Below are 19,704 nucleotides of genomic sequence, written 5' to 3'. Positions count from 1 at the left end.
ATGAAATCACAGCATCAGGTCGTTTTATCGATAGGCAGTAATCAGGGAGACCGGTTAGCTAACATCCAAAGTTGTATTACTTTGATACATCAGGAAGTAGGGACGGTAATTCAGGTTTCAAAACTATACGAAACGCCTTCCTGGGGATTTGAAAGTGATGCTTTTTATAATTGTGCCTTGCTTTTGCACACCACTTCATCGGCACAAAAAATATTAAATCAGGTTTTAAAAGTTGAAAAACAATTAGGCAGAATCAGATCAAATCAGCAAGGATACCAATCCCGAATTATTGACGTTGATTTGATTGTTTTTGACAATGAAATTATCGATTCTGAAAAACTGCAGATTCCGCATCCCTTAATGCAAAACAGAAAGTTTGTGTTACTGCCCATGCAGGATTTAAAATTAAACTGGAAACATCCCATATTTCATAAAACAATAGCCGAGTTAATTGCTGCGACACCAGATGATAGTGTTTGTACGGTTGTGCAGGATTTAAAAATTCCGTTGCAGGAAATTCCGTTGCAAAAGTTTAATTATATTGCTTTTGAAGGAAATATTGGTGCCGGAAAAACAACTTTGGTGAATAAAATTGCGGAAGATTTTAATGCTAAAACTGTTTTGGAACGTTTTGCAGACAATCCGTTTTTGCCTAAATTTTATAAAGACCAGAACCGATACGCTTTTCCGCTTGAAATGTCTTTTCTGGCGGATAGATACCAACAATTATCGGATGATTTGGCGCAGTTTGATTTGTTTAAAGATTTTATCGTAGCTGATTATCATATTTTTAAATCGCTCATTTTTGCTAAAATTACACTTGCCGAAGATGAATATCGTTTGTACCGAAACTTATTCGATATTATTTATAAAGAAATGCCAAAGCCGGATTTGTATATTTATTTGTACCAAAATACAGCGCGTTTACTGGAAAACATCAAAAAACGCGGACGAAACTACGAGCAAAATATCGAAGCAGAATATTTAGATAAAATCAATAATGGTTATTTAGAATATATTAAATCTCAAACTGATTTAAATGTTCTGATTATTGATGTTTCAAATCGCGATTTCGTAAAAAAACATGAAGATTATCTTTTTGTTTTAGATGAAATTCAAAAGAAGATTTCTTAAAGATCTTTATCTCTTCAATGAAAAATGGCCTTTAAAAATCGGTTTTGTGTCATCAATTTTTAGCACATACCAATAATCAGAAGCGGGAAGAGGTGTTTTATTAAAAGTGCCATCCCAACTCATTTTAGAAAAATTCAATTGTGCCAGAAGTTTTCCGTAACGATCAAAAATCGTGACTTGCGCCTGAGGATAATTTTCCATTCCTGTTACTTCCCATAAATCATTATAAGAATCGTTGTTTGGCGTAAAAAACGCTGGAAAAACAAGCACGATAAAATTTTGTGTTACGCCTCCGCATCCATTTTTCTCTCGTACATAAGCAGTTTGCAATCCGCCTGGAACATCATAAAATAGATTAGAATCCTGAAAATTAATTCCGTCTACAGAATATTCATAATAGATTTCTTCTTTGTTCAGATAAATTATAACTTTTGTTTCGTCTACATCAATTCGATCTATTTTAGGAATCAAATGTTCTGTAACCGTAATTTTTTTTGTACTCGTACAGTTTTGAGGATCAGGACTCGTAACATCAACCGTAAATATGCCACCAGTATTAATTTCGATTTTTTGAGTTGTTTCGCCGGTATTCCATTTATAAATCATTCCCGAAATTCCAGAATCTATTGTTTTCTTTTCAAACTCACATATCGAAATTTCTTCATCGCTAACTAGGGGTGGAGTATAAATAACAACATTTACAGGAGTGCGATTTGTATTAATGCAGCCATTGTTAGAAGCCTGTGCATAATAAGTAGTATTTGCTGAAATAGTTGGTGTTACAAAACTGTTGCCGGTATAAACGCTTGCGCCACCAATAGCAGTAGTAAACCAGTTAATAATACCAATATTTGAATTGGCTTCGAGCGTAAGATTTCCCGCACCACATCTTGAAACAGTTGATGAATTTACGGTTGGAGTTGCAGGAGTTGCATTTATTGTGGCGATAACTGATTTCCGATTGCTTTCGCAACCTGCATCAGCATAATAAGTTGTTGAGGAATTTATAGTAGGTGTTGTGTAATTGTTTCCGGTGTGTAATAAATTCCCACCAATAGCAGCGTCATACCAATTAATTGTTGCTCCGGTTGTAGCGGTTGCGTTTAAAATAAAACTTCCTGAATCGCAAATTGGAGGGGGAGAAGTAATAGTAATTTGCGGAATTGTAATTTTTGTACTGGCCGCTATTTCTAAAGGAAGTTCGCCTGGCATTCCTCCATATTCAACAACATAACCTTTCGGTTGGTAATTGCCGTTTACATCTCCGGTATTTGACAAATCATTCCATGATCCTCTTATTCCAATTCCGGGTTGCGTAATATGAGCATAATCTTCATCACCCAGTTGATTTGGCTCGCCTGAATTCCAGAAAGTATAATTCATAACAGTTCCTGCTTCTGGCCCTGTTACCCATTTCCAAATTCCTTCCATTTCAGCATCGCTTCCTCCAATCCAGCCAGTTCCTGAGGCTTGTTCACCAATTAGTTTGGCTTCATCCGAAGCTAAAATCGTGGCTAAATATCCTTTCAGTCCGTAGTAAGTACTGGCTTCAGCGGCAGCTTTTGCATTTGTCCAGGTAATTCCAATACTGGGTATAAATAAATAATAATGCTGTGTAGATGGTAAGTAATTCGCCTGACCAATTGTTATAGAAAAAGTTCTGGTTCCGGAAGCAGTAACAGAAGAGTTAGAAAAGACAACATCTTTAATCGCAGCCACAAAATCAGAATATAAAACATCAACTCCCGTTGGGCTTGATAGTTTTAATTTTCCGGAAGTAACATCCCATCTTGTTACAAGTGAAGGATGTAATGTTGGATTAGAAAGTTCAAGTTTGTCAAAACCACTTGAATAACCAGATGAGATTTGAATATAAACAGCTTCTGTTCCTAATTCTGCAGGATCATGCGTAATAATAATATCTGTTACAATATTTAGGGTGTTTGTTGGGCAATATAATTGATCTCCTGTTGCTTTAATTACAGGAGGCGTTATGGCAAGCAATGTTTTTGAACTATACTTTTTATTAGGTTTAAGAGTATTGTTTGCAATTGTATTTTTGTTTTTAGTCGAAGTTCTAATTATTTCATTACCATGAGATTGATTAAAACTAAAACTAAAAACTAGAATCAAGATTGTTAAGAAATTAATATCTTTCATTTTATAAAAGTATCAATTTTATGATAACAAAAAATATATTTCTATTTAGGCCAATTCAATTTTTGAAACAAATCCCAAACCACAATTCCCGCACTTACAGAAATGTTTAAAGAATGTTTGGTCCCCAATTGAGGAATTTCAATACATCCATCGCAAATGGCAACCGCTTCTTGAGAAACACCGTATACTTCATTTCCAAAAATCAAGGCATATTTCTGATTTTCTTCCACTTTAAAATCCTGAAGAAAAACGGCGCTTTCAACTTGTTCGATGGCTAATGTTTGTACTTTGTCTTTTTTAAGATTTTCAATAACTTCTAAAACATTTTCATGATGTTCCCAGGCAACAGTTTCGGTAGCACCAAGGGCAGTTTTATGAATTTCCTTATTTGGAGGAGTAGCTGTAATACCGCACAAAATTATTTTTTCGATCAAAAAAGCATCAGCAGTTCTAAAAACAGAACCAATATTGTGAAGACTTCGAATATCATCAAGCACTAAAATTAGAGGAGTTTTGTCTGATTTTTTAAAATCTTCAATCGATTTTCGGTCTAGTTCACTATTTTCCAGTTTTCTCATTTGGGTTGATTTCAAGTCATAAAAAAAGCTTCCAAAGATAAGGAAGCTTTTTCTATTATTTTATTGTTTTTCAGATTAGCTTTTTACTGGATCTGGTAAAACTGTACCTTTAATTGTAAGTACTTTTGTTGGCTGTCCTTCAGCGTTAGAAGTAACAGTAACAGTTTTTGTAAATGCACCAACTCTGTCAGTAGCATATTTTACACCAATAATACCTTTAGCACCCGGAGCGATTGGCTCTTTTGGTGTAGTTGGTACTGTACAACCACAAGATCCTTGTGTGTTAGTAATGATTAATGGCTTAGTTCCGTTGTTTACAAAAACGAATTCACGTTTTCCATCTGCGTTGTGAGCGATAGTTCCGTAATCAATAGTTTCAGTTTCAAAAGCCATTCCAGCTCCTTCAATTTTAGCAACTTTAGCAGCCTTAGCTTTTTTAGTGCTTTGAGCGTTAGAAGCTGTAATTCCAACTACAGCTAACATAGCGATTAAGATTATTTTTTTCATCTTTTAAGAGTCTTTTTTAATTAGGACAAAGCTAGATAAAATTCTTATATCTGAACTTAAAATAATCTTAAAAATATTTTAATTTTTGAAGCATTTCGATATTCCTTCAAAATAGTATAAATTCGCTGTCTTAATTTTCATTTAAAAACATATTAATTTGGCAGCGAAAGATAAAGTGGTGAAAGAAACACCCTTAATGAAACAGTACAACGAAATCAAGAGAAAATATCCTGATGCATGTTTGCTTTTCAGAGTAGGAGATTTTTATGAAACCTTTGGAGAAGACGCTGTTAGAGCTTCAAAAATCCTTGGTATTACGCTAACTAAAAGAGGTGCGGGTTCTGAAACTGAAACAGCGCTGGCTGGTTTTCCGCATCATTCTATCAATACCTATTTGCCAAAATTAGTAAAAGCAGGACTTCGTGTAGCGATTTGCGATCAGCTTGAAGATCCAAAAATGACGAAAACAATCGTCAAACGCGGTGTTACTGAATTGGTAACTCCCGGAGTTTCTTTAAATGATGAGGTTTTACAATCCAAAACAAATAACTTTTTAGCCTCTGTTTATTTTGCAAATAAAAATATAGGAGTTTCTTTTTTAGACGTTTCAACCGGAGAATTTTTAACCGCTCAGGGAAATGCTGAATATATAGATAAACTTTTACAGAATTTTAATCCGAGTGAAGTTCTGGTTCCTAAAAATAATAAAGGTGACTTTAAAGCTGCTTTTGGTGAAGATTTTCATAGTTTTTATCTGGAAGACTGGATTTATAAAGAAGATTATGCTGTAGAAATTTTAACCAAACATTTTCAAACCATTTCTTTAAAAGGTTTTGGTATTGAAGAATTAAAAGAAGGAATTATTGCTTCTGGAGCGATTTTGTATTATTTGTCAGAAACGCAGCACAACCGCGTACAACATATCACAGCCATTCAGCGTATTGCAGAAGATGCCTATGTTTGGATGGATCGTTTTACGATTAGAAACTTGGAATTATACCACAGTTATAATCCAAATGCTGTAACGCTTTTAGATGTAATCGACAGAACGCTTTCGCCAATGGGAGGCCGTTTGTTAAAACGTTGGCTGGCATTGCCTCTTAAAGACAGCAATAAAATAAAAGGACGACACGATGTGGTTTCGTATTTAAAAACAAATCCTGAAATTTTACATACAATTCAATATCAAATCAAGCAAATTTCAGATTTAGAACGTTTGATTTCTAAAATTGCCGCCGGTAAAGTTTCTCCTCGCGAAATTGTTTATTTGAAAGAATCGCTGGATGCTATCATTCCGATAAAAACCTTAGCGCTTCAAAGTCCACAAGAAGCAGTAAAAATTATTGGAGATAGTTTGCATGCTTGCGATTTGTTGAGAGAGAAAATTAAAACAACTTTAAATCAGGATGCTCCGGTAGCAGTCTCAAAAGGAAATGCAATTGCTAAAGGAATTAGTGAAGAATTAGATGATTTACGTGCTATCTCTACCTCAGGAAAAGAATATTTGGAGGGAATTGAAAAAAGAGAATCAGAAAGAACCGGAATCTCTTCATTAAAAATATCATTCAATAATGTATTCGGATATTATATCGAAGTTCGAAATACACACAAAGACAAAGTACCGGAAGAGTGGATTCGTAAACAAACGCTTGTAAATGCAGAACGTTATATTACCGAAGAACTTAAGGAATATGAAACCAAGATTTTAGGAGCCGAAGAAAAAATCTATAAAATCGAGTCAGATCTTTTTGAGCAATTAGTGGCCTGGATTTCGACTTATATTAAACCGGTTCAAATGAATGCAAATTTGGTAGCGCAATTAGACTGTTTATGCTCTTTTACGCAACTCGCTGTAGAAAATCAATATGTGTGTCCGGAAATCGATGAAACATTTGAACTCGAAATCAAAAACGGAAGACATCCTGTAATCGAAAAACAATTACCGGTTGGAACACCGTATATCGCTAATGATGTTTATTTAGATAGAGAAGTTCAACAGCTTATTATGATTACCGGGCCTAACATGTCTGGTAAATCGGCTATTTTACGACAAACCGCTTTAATTGTATTGTTGGCTCAAATGGGAAGTTTTGTTCCTGCAGACAGTGTTAGAATGGGAATTGTAGATAAAATATTCACCAGAGTAGGAGCGTCGGATAATATTTCGATGGGCGAATCTACTTTTATGGTCGAGATGAACGAAACGGCTTCTATTTTGAATAACATATCCGACAGAAGTTTAGTTCTCTTAGATGAAATTGGAAGAGGAACCAGTACGTATGACGGAATCTCAATCGCCTGGGCTATTGCCGAGTTTTTGCACGAACATCCATCAAAACCAAAAACCTTATTTGCGACGCATTATCATGAGTTAAATGAAATGACAGAATCGTTGCCGAGAATACAGAATTATAACGTTGCGGTAAAAGAATTAAAAGATACTGTTCTTTTCATCAGAAAACTGATAAAAGGAGGAAGCGCACACAGTTTTGGAATTCACGTAGCAAAAATGGCCGGAATGCCTCAAATCGTAATTTTGAAAGCCCAGAAGTTATTAAAGAAATTAGAGAAGAATCATTCAAGCGACGCACTAAATGGAGTAAAATCTGCAGCTGATGAAATGCAAATGAGTTTCTTTAATTTAGATGATCCTTTATTGGAAGAAATCAAAGAAGAGATACTAAGTCTTGATATAAACGCAATAACGCCGGTTGAAGCACTAATGAAACTCAATGAGATCAAAAGAATGCTAATTAAGAAATAAATTTTCGTATTTAAAGTTTAGGTTATCAGAAAGTTATAAAATAAGTGTAATTTTTTTTCAAAAAAGGCTTGTGTAATTGAATAAATGTCCTAAATTTGCACTCGCAATACAGAACAAGTCAAGTGTTGCGGTTCTTACTAGAATTTGAAACGCGAAAATAGCTCAGTTGGTAGAGCGCGACCTTGCCAAGGTCGAGGTCGCGGGTTCGAGCCCCGTTTTTCGCTCAAAACCATATAATGCTCGGATGGTGAAATTGGTAGACACGCTGGACTTAAAATCCAGTGAACAGCAATGTTCGTGCGGGTTCAAGTCCCGCTCTGAGTACTAAAGCCTCTTCTTTTGAAGAGGCTTTTTTTATTGCATAAACTCAAGCTTTAAATAAATTTACGAAGTAAATTTATTTAAAGAATCTAAGAATCTAAGAATCTAAGAATCTAAGAATCTAAGAATCTAAGAATCTAAGAATCTAAGAATGCTAAAATCAACAATCTAAAATCTGAAATCAAAAAATGGGTGCTTTTGTAATTAGTAAAAGATTTAATGATGAATATAAATTTGTATTTACTTCCAGAAAAGGGAAAGTGATATTTACAAGTTTGAGTTATGAGTTGAAATTTGAATCAGAAGAAGATATTGAAAGATTTAAAGCAAATATTGACCAGGCTAAATTTTTGAAATTTAAAGGATCAGGAGGAAAGTATTTCTTTAAATTGATGTTGGGCGATGTTCACTTCGCCACTAGCCGGAAATACACTACAGAATTGCTGTTACAGAAAGGAATAAAGGAAATAGTGACTTATGCTTCAAGAGCAGAGATTCTGGACTTCTCGTCAAACGATTCGATTTTTGAAGATGAGGTTGTAGTTGAAGATGAAATAGAATAAAAAAAGCGTTCGCCTAGGTGAACGCTTTTTTTTGTGTTTTTATGATCAAGTAGGAAAAAACGATCATAAAAAAAACCATCGTAATGATGGTTTTAAAATCTTTAGAATTTAGTTCTAATTATTTTTTTACTTCTTTAGCAGCTTCTTCAACTTTTGCAGCAGCAGAATCAACTTTTGCAGCAGCAGAATCAACAGTTACAGCAGCAGAATCAACTACAGCAGCAGCTGAATCAACAGCAACAGCAGTAGAATCTACATTCTCAGTAGCTGCAGCATCAGCTTTTTTACAAGATACAACAGTTAAAACAGCAACAACAGCTAAACTTAAAAATACTTTTTTCATCTTACTTTATTATAAAAGGTTAATTATTAATTCGTGGCAAAGATATAAATTTTTTAATATGTAAAATATTTTTTTATTTTTTTTTTAAAATATTTTCATTGCTCACGATTATCTTAGTTATCAAGAATAATGCCAAAACGGCAAAAACATGGCGTATTATGGTATTTTTTGCTATGATTATTTTTCGTTGAATATTCAATAAGTAAATTGGCTTTTTCGCTTTGTTTGATTGCAGTTTATTTTGCTTTTTATTAATTATCCTGTGAGCCGAAAATGATAAAATAAAAGCTTTTAAAGCCTTTTTATTGTAAAAATGACCTGTAACTACTCTTTAAAGCTTTTAAATGTCTAAGAAACGATATTCATAATGCTGTTTGTTGCGCCTGTATTATTCTGGATATAAGACGCACAAATTTTGCCTTTTTCTTTCAGTAAATTTTCATTGGTAATTAAATCGTCCAAATTGCTTTTTAGTTCTTCTTTATTAGATATAACAATGCATCCGCCGAGCTCAACTAATTGAATTGCTTCTGCAAAGTTCGAATAATTAGGACCAATCAGGATCGGAATTCCAAAAGTCGCCGGTTCAAGAATGTTATGAATTCCGGGATTTCCAAAACCTCCTCCAACATACGCGATCGTTCCGTAACTATAAATTTTGGTTAATAAGCCTATTGTGTCAATAATAAGAACCTGAAAATTAGACAAATCGATATTTTCTTTCTCTGAAAATAAAACACTTGATTTTGTAATTTGTGATTTAAGGCTGGAAATTTGATCTGCTTTAATATTATGTGGCGCAATAATAAATTTTACATTTTCAGGAGCCTGATTAATATACTCCGCAAGTAAAACTTCGTCTTTGGGCCATGAACTACCTATGACAATGGTAGTTTCATTATTTTTGAAATTCTCAATAAAATCAAGCGAATTATCTCTTTCTAAAATAGCATTTACACGATCAAAGCGCGTATCGCCTGAAACAATTACATTATCAAATCCGATCGATTGAATTTTTTCCTTTGATGCTTCATTTTGTACAAAGAAATAAGTAAAGGTTTTTAGTGCTTTTCTGTAAAAACCGCCATACCATTTAAAAAACATCTGACTGTCTCTAAAAATGCCTGAAATTAAATACGTTGGAGTTTTGCTTTTTTCAAGCTCTTTCAAATAATTCAGCCAAAATTCATATTTAATAAAAAAGACTAATTCTGGATGCGCTAATCTTAAAAATTGTTTTGCATTTTTTTTAGTATCCAAAGGCAAATATAAAGTCACATCGGCGACGTTATTATTCTTTCGTACTTCGTAACCTGAAGGAGAGAAAAAAGTAACTATAATTTTGTGCGAAGGATGTTTTTCTTTGATTTTTTCAATTACAGGCAAACCTTGTTCATATTCACCAAGTGAGGCCGAATGAAACCAAATCGTTTTATCTGTTGGTTTAATTTTTTCTTCTAAAATTTTAAAAACGTTTTTTCTGCCTTCAATAAAAAGCTTGATTTTTGGACTAAAAAGCGCGACAATTTTTAGAAAAAAGCCAGCAATAGAAACAACAATATTGTATAGAAAAAGCATGTGTGTAAGTTTGGTGCAAAAATACATTTCTTTCGATTATTTTCATTGGTTTGAAGGTATTAAATAACTATTTTTGTTCTTCGTTTTAAAGATTGAGTTCCAAAAACAAATCTTACGTTTTAAATAAAGAAATAGAAATGAAAAAAATTCAAATGGTTGACTTAAAGAGTCAATACGAAAAAATAAAAGCTACTGTTGATGCTTCGATTCAAGAAGTTTTAGATACAAATACTTATATAAACGGACCTTTAGTTCATCAATTCCAAAAAAATCTTGAAGATTATTTAGGAGCAAAACATGTTATCCCGTGTGCAAATGGGACTGATGCGTTGCAAATTGCAATGATGGCATTAGATTTAAAGCCAGGAGATGAGGTTATAACTGCCGATTTTACTTTTGCTGCAACTGTAGAAGTAATTGCCTTACTGCAATTGACTCCGGTTTTGGTTGATGTTGATATCACCAATATGAATATTGATATCGAGGCAATTAAAAAAGCAATTACGCCAAAAACAAAAGCAATTGTTCCGGTACATTTATTTGGCCGTGCCGCTAATATGGATGCTATTATGGAAATTGCTGCAGAACATAATTTATATGTTATCGAAGATAATGCGCAAGCAATTGGAGCTGATTATGTTTCTAAATCAGGAACAAAAAGCAAAGTTGGTGTTATTGGTCATGTGGCTGCAACTTCATTTTTTCCATCTAAAAATTTAGGTTGTTATGGCGATGGTGGAGCAATTTTTACAAACGACGATAAATTAGCACACAGTATCCGTGGAATTGTAAATCACGGAATGTACGAGCGTTATCATCATGATGTTGTTGGGGTTAATTCACGTTTAGATAGTATTCAGGCGGGAGTTTTAAATGCAAAATTACCTTTGTTAGACGAATATAATAAAGCGCGTCGTCGTGCAGCAACAAAATATAATGCTGCTTTTGCAGGAAATGCACATATTGTTACACCTGAATTTGATGCAAATCAAAACGATCACGTTTTTCATCAATATGTATTAAGAATTGTTGATGCAGATAGAAATGCATTAATGCAACATTTATTAGATAAAGGAATTCCTTGTGCGATCTATTATCCAATTCCGTTGCATTCTCAAAAAGCTTATGTTGATACTCGTTATAAAGAAGAACAATTTCCTGTAACAAATCAATTGGTTAAAGAAGTAATTGCTTTGCCAATGCATACAGAATTGGATGATGAGCAAATTAAATTTATTACAGATTCAGTTCTTGAGTTTTTAAACAAATAATCATGAGATCTTTCAATATTTTAATTTTAATGATTCTTGTTCAGGTTTCGGTTTTTGCTCAAAAATCGAATTCTAAAGAAGAAACTGCCGTCAATAATCGAGTTGAAATTTTGCGTCAGGCAATGATTGATGCAGATGGCGTGAAATTAAAATCATTAACTTCTGAAAAGTTGAATTATGTTCACTCAAATGGTAATTTTCAAAATCAAACAGAATTTATAGAAGGAATCGTTAGTGGAAAATCTGATTTTGTAACGATAGAATTTCAAGATCAAACCATTACTATTAACGGTGATGTAGCAATAGTTAGACATATTTTAGCAGCTCATACCAAAGATGGCGGAATTGATAAAGATATTAAAATTGGAATAATGCTTGTTTGGCAAAAACAAAAAAATAATTGGTTGCTTATTGCCCGACAAGCTTTTAAAATATAACCAGATAAGAAATAGCAAATGAAAATATTAGTAACAGGAGGATTAGGATTTATTGGTTCGCATACCGTAGTCGAATTGCAAAATGAAGGCTTTGAAGTTGTGGTAATTGATAATCTTTCAAATTCTTCAGAAGATGTTTTAAAAGGAATTACAAACATAACCGGAAAAACGCCTTTATTCGAGAAAATTGATTTAAGAGAAAAAGCGGCAGTTCAAAATTTCTTTAAAAAACACAATGATGTTACTGGAGTAATTCATTTTGCAGCTTCAAAAGCAGTTGGAGAAAGTGTTGAAAATCCGTTATTGTATTACGAAAATAATATTAATTCCTTAGTGTATTTATTGCAGGAATTAAAAGAAAAACCAGAAGCAAGTTTCATTTTTAGTTCATCTTGTACAGTTTACGGTCAAGCCGAAAAAATGCCAATAACAGAAGATGCTGCGGTGCAAACAGCAATGTCTCCTTACGGAAATACAAAGCAAATTGGAGAAGAAATTATTACAGATACAGCTAAAGTAACAAATATAACTGCGATTTTATTGCGTTATTTTAATCCGGTTGGAGCACACTCAAGTACAGAAATTGGGGAATTGCCTTTAGGAGTTCCTCAAAACTTAGTTCCGTTTATTACCCAAACCGGAATGGGATTGCGTCAGGAATTATCAGTTTTTGGAAATGATTATCCAACGCCTGACGGAACTGCGGTTCGTGATTATATTCACGTTGTTGATTTAGCAAAAGCCCACGTTATTGCATTGCAGCGTTTATTGAATAAAAAGAATTTGCAAAAAGTAGAAACTTTTAATTTAGGAACCGGAACAGGAAGTTCGGTTTTGGAAGTAATTCATAGTTTTGAAAAAGTAAGCAATAAAAAACTACCCTATAAAATTATGCCGCGTCGCGAAGGCGATATCACAGAAGCCTACGCAAATACAGACAAAGCTAATAATGTTTTAGGCTGGAAAGCAGAATTAAGCTTAGACGAAGCAATGGCAAGTGCTTGGAAATGGGAACAAAAAGTTCGTTCTTAATAATTTTCAGTCGCATACTAAATATAAAAATCCCAAATGATTATTCATTTGGGATTTTTATTTTGATTCGATTTATTTTGTAAATTTGTAAGGTAAAAATGTAGGAATTATGGGTTCAGAAAAAGAAAATAAAAAAAATGATAAGGTAGAAGAACCTAGAGTGGAGTATGAAATTCAAAAACCGAAGTTCAAAGGAATAGATCCTGAAACTTTTGATTTTGATGCTGAGTTTGCAAAAGGGTTAACGCCAGAAGAAGCAAAAGCTGAAGCGAAAAGGAGAATTAGAGAATGGTGGGGAAAATAGAAGTTATTTTTACGCCATTTGTAATAAGTTACCTTGATGATTTGGTTGTAATCTTACATAAAAAACAATATTTTGGATTTATAGAATCTGCAGAAGAATATGTTGACAATATTTATGATGCCGTTCCGGAAAGAATTAAAAAATCTCCTCATAAGAAAACTCCAAAATCACTTCATTATTTAGGGTCAGATTATATTTTTTATAAAGCTAATACCAGAACTACTTGGTATGTGTTTTTTGAAAAAAGAAATCAAAGTTATCTGATTACTGGAATTTTAAATAATTACAGCGAAGAAGCAAAACAGTTATAAAAGTAAATCCTCATAAACTGATTGAAGTCTATGAGGATTTTTTTATACATTAAATAAGTGAAAACTGTCACTGTAACTAAATAAGAATTAAGCATTCGCCGTAACCGCTTCTTTATCAATTTTATTAATCAAACCTGCTAGCACTTTTCCTGGGCCAACTTCAGTAAACAAAGTAGCGCCGTCAGCGATCATTTGTTGTACAGATTGAGTCCATTTTACAGGAGCAGTCAATTGAATAATTAAGTTCTTTTTGATTTCGTTTGCGTCTGAAACTGCATTTGCAGTAACGTTTTGGTAAACCGGGCAAATAGGAGTAGAGAATGTAGTTGCTTCAATTGCTGCAGCCAGTTCTTCTCTTGCCGGTTCCATCATTGGAGAGTGAAATGCTCCTCCAACAGGTAAAATTAAAGCACGTTTTGCTCCTGCAGCTTTCATTGCTTCACAAGCTTTTTCAACTGCGGTAGTTTCTCCAGAAATAACCAATTGTCCCGGACAGTTGTAGTTTGCTGCAACTACGATTCCGTCAATAGAAGCACAAACTTCTTCTACAATATTATCAGCTAAACCTAAAACTGCAGCCATTGTAGATGGAGTAATTTCGCAGGCTTTTTGCATTGCCAAAGCACGTTGAGAAACTAATTTAAGTCCATCTTCAAAAGATAAAGTTCCGTTGGCAACCAATGCAGAAAATTCTCCTAACGAATGTCCTGCAACCATTTCTGGTTTAAAATCTTCGCCTAAAGTTTTAGCTAAAATAACCGAATGTAAAAAAACTGCCGGTTGCGTAACTTTAGTTTCTTTTAGTTCTTCGGCAGTACCTTCGAACATAATATCTGTAATTCTGAAACCTAAAATTTCATTAGCTTTTTCAAATAAATCTTTGGCTAAAGCCGATGATTCATATAAATCTTTGCCCATTCCTGTAAACTGTGCGCCCTGACCCGGAAATACGTATGCTTTCATTTGTCTAATTAAGATTGAAATTTGTTGAATTGAAAATTAGTTTCAATTGAAAGGCAAAAATAGTATTTTTTTAGCTCGTATAATCCTTAAACATGTAAATCCATACTAATCTTGAAAATCGCAGATTGAAAGAAGTTAGTAAGGTAATTGCAACAGCAATAATAGGAATGATTCGTAAATCGAATGTTTGTTCAAAAAACATTTGGGCAACACAATAAGTAGCAATACCTTGCGCTACAGTCAATCCGTAATTTACGTACATGGCACCAAAAAAGTAACCAGGTTCTTTTTGAAATTTGTAATTACAATGACTACAATATTCATTCATTTTTGGAAAACCGAAATTCAGAAAAATATTTTTGTCTTTAAATACTTTTCCTTTATGACAATTCGGACATTCATTTTTCAAAATATGTGTTAATGTATTTGACATGACTTTGTTGTTTTTATTTATACAAAGGTATTTTAGATTCTATTAAATCCTTTTTTATATCTTCGCTACTTATAGCACAATAAAGACATTTTATGAAAAAATATCCAGTTTATAGTGTTCAGAATTTTAGCTGTAACGACATTCATCGCGATTTTTACGTCAATACTTTCAAAGAACATTTAAAAAGTCACAGTTTTGTCGAAGAGCCACATCGTCACGATTCTTATTTAATGGTGTTTTTTACGAATGGTTCAGGAACGCATGAAGTCGATTTTGATCAATTCGAAATAAAAAAAGGAAGTTTATTTGTTTTACAGCCCGGACAAATGCATCATTGGAGTTTGTCTGAAGACATTGAAGGTTATGTGATTATCTTTTCTCAGGAACTTTATAATTTATATTTCGGACAGAAAAACATCAACGATTATAATTTTTATCATTCGATTCACAATCGCCCGGAAATGGTTTTTGAAGAAAAAGAAATTCCAAAAATCCTCCCATATTTTGATTTATTAATTGACGAAAATCTTCAAATTAATAAATTGCAATTAGATAAATTACTGAATCTGCTTGATTGTATTCATATCGAAATTTCCAGGAAATATAATGAAACCTATTCGCATCAAACACATTCGTATAATATCAAAATCAGTGCATTTGAAACTTTATTAGAAGAATATTTTAAAACTCAAAAACTGCCTTCGTTTTATGCCGAAAAATTAAATATCACTTTAAAACATTTAAACCGAATTTGCAATGAAATTCTACAAAAAACAGCCACAGAAGTAATTACAGATCGAGTAGTTTTAGAGATAAAGCGAATGCTGATCGATAAACAATTAGCCGTAAACGAAGTAGCATTTAAAGTAGGCTACGAGGATTATTCGTATTTCTCCAGATTCTTCAAAAAACAAACCGGAATGTCGCCAACTGAATTTAGAAATACTGTGCGATAATTTTTTTGCCACAAATTTCACAAATTTCACAAATTGAATTTTAGTTTTTTGCCAAAGGATTATGTGGATTTTAATCTGCGAAAATCTTTTTAATTTGTAGAAAAAAATTAGTGGAAATTAGTGTAATTCGTGGCAAACTAAAACAAAAGCCTGCACTTTTCAACAAGTGCAGGCTTTTTAACCAACCAAATTAATAGAATATTGCAAATTATGCTTGTTTTGCGAACTGTAATTCGATGTTTAATTTTACTTCTTCGCCTACTAAAACTCCACCAGTTTCAAGAGCTGAGTTCCAGTTTAATCCCCAATCTTTACGATTGATTTTTCCTTCTATGCTTAAACCAACTTTAGTATTTCCCCAAGGATCAGTCATGATTCCGCTAAAGTCTACAGGAAATGTTACAGATTTTGAAACACCTTTTATTGTCAAATCTCCAGTTATTTCGTAATCACCAGCATCAATTTTTTTGAAAGTTGAAGATTTGAAAGTTAATTTTGGATTGTTTTCAACATCAAAAAAGTCTGCACTTCTTAAGTGACCATCTCTGTCTGCATTTGCAGTATCGATAGAAGCGATATCGCCAGAAAATTCGATTGCAGCATTTTCGAAGTTATCTCCGTCTGTAGTAATTGTTGCATCGTAAGTTCCAAATTTACCTGAAACATTTGTAAACATCATGTGTTTAACTTTAAAACCAATTTCTGAGTGTGTTGGGTCAATTGACCATTTTGTAGTTGCCATAATTTTATTTTTTAAATAATTAATTTCATTTTGATAGGACAAAGTTACTTCGAGGGTCTTTATTTGGCACTTAACCTAGATTAAGAAATAAAATGAAATAACTTTTAAATTGTCCGTTTGTTTTATGTTTGAAAAAATGCTTGAATTAATAGTTCATCGGAATATCCATCAATAAAAATTCTGCATCAGTATTAGCTTGTATTTTTAAAATATCAGTTCCTGAAATTCCAACTGCATCACGAGTATTCAATTCCTGACCGTTGATTGTTACGTTTCCTTTTAAAATGAATGCGTAAACTCCATTTCCTTCTTTTTTAATTTTATATTCTGTAGCAATTCCGGTATCAAAATTTCCCATATTAAACCAGGCATCCTGATGAATCCAAACGCCTTCGTCATCTGCATTCGGAGATAAAATCTGAGACAGTTTATTGTGTCTGTCCGCAACATCCAAAGTAATTTGTTGGTAACGCGGCGTAACATTTCTTTTATTCGGAAACAACCAGATTTGTAACAGTTTAGTTTGATGATCTGCATTTGGGTTAAACTCACTGTGCTGCACTCCAGTTCCTGCACTCATAACCTGAATATCACCATTTTTGATGATTTCAGTATTTCCCATGCTGTCTTTATGAGCCAAATCACCTTCAAGCGGAATCGTAATAATTTCCATATTATCGTGAGGATGAGTTCCAAAACCCATTCCGCCTGCAATCGTGTCATCGTTTAAAACACGAAGTGCTCCAAACTGAATTCTTTCAGGATTGTACCAGCTTGCAAAACTAAAACTGTGATAAGCGTTAAGCCATCCGTGATTTGCATTTCCTCTTGTTTCTGCTTTGTGTAATACTATATTTTCCATGATTATATGTGTTTTATTATTTATAGTACAAAGATATCACCAAGGTCAATGAAAGGCACTTAATGTAGATTAAGAAAAGTTTCTAAGTTTCTGAGATGCTAAGATTCTAAGGTTTTTTTGAAGCAGAAATTTGATTTTCAAAAGACGTCTAGTCCCGCTATCCGTTTCAATCTTTTATGGCGAACCCCGCCACAAAAGGATTTCCACTTCTATCGGGGCTAAGCGAGAAGTTTCATTTTCAAAAGTTGAATAGGCGTAAAGGGAAAAAGTTCCATAGGAACAAAAGATATTGTAGGGATGGATTTCAATCCATTCTTCGCAAGTAGCTCGATAAAGTTTGGTTATAATAGGAGCGGAGTTTCGAGTGTGATCTCTCCTTCGTCGAGATGAAAAGATTGCGAGACGTTATGTTTTGAGTGATCAAACAGTTTGTCATTCCGAGGAACGAGGAATCTCCGCAAGTAGCTCCGCACAGTATATCGCCAATCTTTGTCGAGCTTCTTGTGGAGATTCCTCGTTCCTCGGAATGACAAATAAGACGTGCTAAAAAGACAGGGATGTATTATTTAATTCTAATCAATTTTCCTTTCCCAATAACTTCATCAAGATAATTCGCGGAAGAACTTTTCTTATCATGCATGTAAAACAGAATCGTATCTTTTTCAATCTGGTTTTTTGGAATGCTGATAATTAAATCGGTATTAATGAAATTATCCAACAAAATTACATTGCCATAGGAAATTTTTCCTTTTGGCATATATTTGTTATCAAAGACAAAAATACTATCCTTAAAAGTAATTTTATCTTTTTGGATATATGAATTGTTATCTTCAACTAGATAATTATATCGACCATTAAGTTTTTCTGTTTTCTGGTTTAAGTTGATAGAAAGCAGAGTAACTATTATAAATAAATATTTCATCATATTCTAACTGTATTGATTTATAAATTGTTGCACAACCAAATCCGTGTTATCATGGCGTTTTTTCATTTCTAAAGCAATTGGCGGCGCAGCTCTTTCCAGGCAATTTTTTACATCACAGGTTTCGCAGGTAACACCGACAATTCTTTTAACTAAAGGTTTTCCTTCGATGAATTTGAATTTCTTTTTCATTGTTGGCGTAATCAAAATTCCAACAGAAATACTGCGGATATTATTTTCTACAAAAGGATCTTTTGTAGCCGATGAAAAAACTAAATATTCATTACCGCTATGAACATAACTTGAAATTTGAGCATCAAAAAAGTGAGGTTTATTTTGTCTGATTGCCTCATTTATGGTTTTAACCGAAACCCATCTTCGGCAATAATGCTCGTTGGTTTCGTTGGCGTGCGGTTCTTGCTGATTGGTAATGTGCAATTCTTTTTTTATCTGATAAATATCTGATCCAAGGGGATGTGACATTCTTAAAAAGAATAAATTTTTCAGTTGAAAATCTTTTGGCAATAAATTGGTTAACCGCTGATAAAAAGATTCTGGCGAAACGTCAAAACTTTCAATCAAAGCCACAAATTCCTCCGGATTCGGATTTCCATTTTCCAGAAAGAGATTGATTTTATCTACTACCAATTTTCTCGGCAATAATAAAGCGCCAGCAAAATAAGAAGCATAAAAATTGTGTAAAACCTGATCGAAATTTTCAAACTTAATCCAGCTGAAAGTCAGTAAACGATCTGAGATTTTCAAGTAATTATAAGCAATTTCTTTAGCTAAAATAAAAGCTTTTTGCGGAGCGTCGAGTTCTGTAGAAAGTAATAAAGTTTTGCTTTTCGGAACATAAATCGAACGCAAATCGCCCAAAGCTTCCTGATCTGTAAAAGCAATTTCTTTTATGCTGTATTCATATTCTTCCTTTAGGATCGCTTCCAATTCTTCAATGGTAATTTTAGAATCCAGATTAATCTGAAATGATTTCGAAAATTCAATTACTTTCAGTTCTAAATCTTCAAAATAATTGCTGTGTGCTTCCTGATAAGAACGTAAAGCAGCCAAAAAGAAACTTTCACGGCTTAAATTATAATGTTGTGCAATTTCAATAATTGTACTGATAAAAGCATTGACTTTTGCCGGAGCATTGGCAATAATGTCGATTAAATCGGCTTCCTGAATTCCAAAAAGTTCAAGAGGAATCTCTTTTAAAATGCCAGATTTTAAAATTTCACCAATCGGAGCAAGGTTGTTGTCGAGTTTAAGCGATACTAATTGGTCGTAAGGAACGTCCAAATGTTGGCACAAAAGCAAAATTTTATCTGTTTTTGGATATTTTTTTCCCTTTTCAATTTCGTTTAAATACGATTTTGAAAGATTAGTCAATTTGGCTAAGCCAAAAAGCGAAAGATTTTTTTGGGTTCTGACTTGCTTCAGTTTTAGGCCAAAGATCAGCTTTATATAGTCTCTTGTGTTATCCATAATATCAAATGTAAGTAATCTAAAAACAATCGCAA

General features: G+C 33.3%; 20 protein-coding genes and 2 tRNA genes. 11 read left to right on the top strand and 11 right to left on the bottom strand.

From position 1 onward, the window contains the following. Window positions 1-1,134 (top strand): 2-amino-4-hydroxy-6-hydroxymethyldihydropteridine diphosphokinase, encoded by a 1,134-nt coding sequence (folK, locus tag EV143_RS07205; protein ID WP_133507293.1) that lies wholly within the window; start codon window positions 1-3, stop codon window positions 1,132-1,134. 6 nt (window positions 1,135-1,140) lie between these two features. Here the strand turns inward: folK and EV143_RS07200 are convergent, their stop codons facing one another. From EV143_RS07200 to EV143_RS07190, 3 genes are all read right to left on the bottom strand, one after another. Next, window positions 1,141-3,294, bottom strand: coding sequence for an Ig-like domain-containing protein (locus EV143_RS07200; RefSeq protein WP_133507292.1), 2,154 nt, complete (start codon window positions 3,292-3,294; stop codon window positions 1,141-1,143). Window positions 3,295-3,335: 41 nt separating this feature from the next. After that, window positions 3,336-3,872 (bottom strand): RNA methyltransferase, encoded by a 537-nt coding sequence (locus EV143_RS07195; RefSeq protein WP_133507291.1) that lies wholly within the window; start codon window positions 3,870-3,872, stop codon window positions 3,336-3,338. Window positions 3,873-3,947: 75 nt separating this feature from the next. Beyond that, window positions 3,948-4,379, bottom strand: coding sequence for a DUF1573 domain-containing protein (locus EV143_RS07190; protein WP_059117927.1), 432 nt, complete (start codon window positions 4,377-4,379; stop codon window positions 3,948-3,950). A gap of 157 nt (window positions 4,380-4,536) precedes the next feature. On the opposite strand from EV143_RS07190, the gene mutS reads away from it, so the two are divergent. The 4 genes from mutS (at window position 4,537) to EV143_RS07170 (ending at window position 8,027) form a co-directional block, all read left to right on the top strand. After that, complete coding sequence (mutS, locus tag EV143_RS07185) at window positions 4,537-7,143, top strand: DNA mismatch repair protein MutS (protein WP_166638128.1); 2,607 nt, start codon at window positions 4,537-4,539, stop codon at window positions 7,141-7,143. Window positions 7,144-7,294: 151 nt separating this feature from the next. Beyond that, a tRNA-Gly gene (locus tag EV143_RS07180) sits at window positions 7,295-7,367 on the top strand. Between the two features lie 14 nt (window positions 7,368-7,381). Next, window positions 7,382-7,467, top strand: a tRNA-Leu gene (locus EV143_RS07175). Between the two features lie 185 nt (window positions 7,468-7,652). Then, a complete protein-coding gene (locus EV143_RS07170) occupies window positions 7,653-8,027 on the top strand; it encodes a DUF1508 domain-containing protein (protein ID WP_133507290.1) in 375 nt (124 codons plus the stop codon). A gap of 118 nt (window positions 8,028-8,145) precedes the next feature. Here EV143_RS07170 and EV143_RS07165 read toward each other — a convergent pair whose 3' ends face one another. Together EV143_RS07165 and EV143_RS07160 are read right to left on the bottom strand one after the other, a co-directional pair. After that, window positions 8,146-8,370 (bottom strand): PG1828 family lipoprotein, encoded by a 225-nt coding sequence (locus EV143_RS07165; RefSeq protein ID WP_133507289.1) that lies wholly within the window; start codon window positions 8,368-8,370, stop codon window positions 8,146-8,148. A gap of 348 nt (window positions 8,371-8,718) precedes the next feature. Further along, window positions 8,719-9,948 carry a 3-deoxy-D-manno-octulosonic acid transferase gene (locus EV143_RS07160; protein WP_133507288.1) on the bottom strand — a complete coding sequence of 410 codons (1,230 nt, stop codon included), beginning with the start codon at window positions 9,946-9,948 and terminating at the stop codon, window positions 8,719-8,721. Window positions 9,949-10,085: 137 nt separating this feature from the next. On the opposite strand from EV143_RS07160, the gene EV143_RS07155 reads away from it, so the two are divergent. From EV143_RS07155 to EV143_RS07135, 5 genes are all read left to right on the top strand, one after another. Then, window positions 10,086-11,219, top strand: a complete 1,134-nt coding sequence (locus EV143_RS07155; RefSeq protein ID WP_133507287.1) for a DegT/DnrJ/EryC1/StrS family aminotransferase — start codon at window positions 10,086-10,088, stop codon at window positions 11,217-11,219. 2 nt (window positions 11,220-11,221) lie between these two features. After that, window positions 11,222-11,656 (top strand): nuclear transport factor 2 family protein, encoded by a 435-nt coding sequence (locus tag EV143_RS07150; protein WP_133507286.1) that lies wholly within the window; start codon window positions 11,222-11,224, stop codon window positions 11,654-11,656. 18 nt (window positions 11,657-11,674) lie between these two features. Beyond that, on the top strand, window positions 11,675-12,688 hold the full coding sequence (galE, locus tag EV143_RS07145; protein WP_133507285.1) for a UDP-glucose 4-epimerase GalE: 1,014 nt from the start codon (window positions 11,675-11,677) through the stop codon (window positions 12,686-12,688). A gap of 109 nt (window positions 12,689-12,797) precedes the next feature. Further along, window positions 12,798-12,992, top strand: coding sequence for a hypothetical protein (locus EV143_RS07140; RefSeq protein WP_133507284.1), 195 nt, complete (start codon window positions 12,798-12,800; stop codon window positions 12,990-12,992). Further along, the gene (locus tag EV143_RS07135) at window positions 12,977-13,303 is read left to right on the top strand and encodes a hypothetical protein (protein WP_133507283.1); all 327 of its coding nucleotides are present in this window, start codon (window positions 12,977-12,979) and stop codon (window positions 13,301-13,303) included. Before EV143_RS07140 ends, EV143_RS07135 begins: the two co-directional genes overlap by 16 nt. Window positions 13,304-13,390: 87 nt before the next feature. Here the strand turns inward: EV143_RS07135 and fabD are convergent, their stop codons facing one another. Both fabD and EV143_RS07125 read right to left on the bottom strand, forming a co-directional pair. Next, window positions 13,391-14,266: an ACP S-malonyltransferase gene (fabD, locus tag EV143_RS07130; protein ID WP_133507282.1), complete on the bottom strand. Its 876-nt coding sequence runs from the start codon at window positions 14,264-14,266 to the stop codon at window positions 13,391-13,393. A gap of 70 nt (window positions 14,267-14,336) precedes the next feature. After that, window positions 14,337-14,699 carry a DUF983 domain-containing protein gene (locus tag EV143_RS07125; RefSeq protein WP_133507281.1) on the bottom strand — a complete coding sequence of 121 codons (363 nt, stop codon included), beginning with the start codon at window positions 14,697-14,699 and terminating at the stop codon, window positions 14,337-14,339. Window positions 14,700-14,791: 92 nt separating this feature from the next. On the opposite strand from EV143_RS07125, the gene EV143_RS07120 reads away from it, so the two are divergent. Next, complete coding sequence (locus EV143_RS07120) at window positions 14,792-15,655, top strand: helix-turn-helix domain-containing protein (RefSeq protein WP_133507280.1); 864 nt, start codon at window positions 14,792-14,794, stop codon at window positions 15,653-15,655. 208 nt (window positions 15,656-15,863) lie between these two features. Here EV143_RS07120 and EV143_RS07115 read toward each other — a convergent pair whose 3' ends face one another. From EV143_RS07115 to EV143_RS07100, 4 genes are all read right to left on the bottom strand, one after another. Next, window positions 15,864-16,397, bottom strand: coding sequence for a YceI family protein (locus tag EV143_RS07115; protein ID WP_133507279.1), 534 nt, complete (start codon window positions 16,395-16,397; stop codon window positions 15,864-15,866). Between the two features lie 145 nt (window positions 16,398-16,542). Further along, window positions 16,543-17,259 (bottom strand): pirin family protein, encoded by a 717-nt coding sequence (locus EV143_RS07110; protein WP_133507278.1) that lies wholly within the window; start codon window positions 17,257-17,259, stop codon window positions 16,543-16,545. Window positions 17,260-17,821: 562 nt separating this feature from the next. After that, window positions 17,822-18,184, bottom strand: coding sequence for a hypothetical protein (locus EV143_RS07105; protein WP_243739814.1), 363 nt, complete (start codon window positions 18,182-18,184; stop codon window positions 17,822-17,824). A 3-nt stretch (window positions 18,185-18,187) separates the two neighbouring features. Then, complete coding sequence (locus EV143_RS07100) at window positions 18,188-19,669, bottom strand: helix-turn-helix domain-containing protein (RefSeq protein WP_133507277.1); 1,482 nt, start codon at window positions 19,667-19,669, stop codon at window positions 18,188-18,190. Window positions 19,670-19,704: the final 35 nt, after the last annotated feature.

Origin of the sequence: Flavobacterium chryseum (assembly GCF_004362015.1) — a bacterium.
Classification (GTDB): domain Bacteria; phylum Bacteroidota; class Bacteroidia; order Flavobacteriales; family Flavobacteriaceae; genus Flavobacterium.
This window is presented reverse-complemented; position numbering and strand designations above follow the sequence as displayed.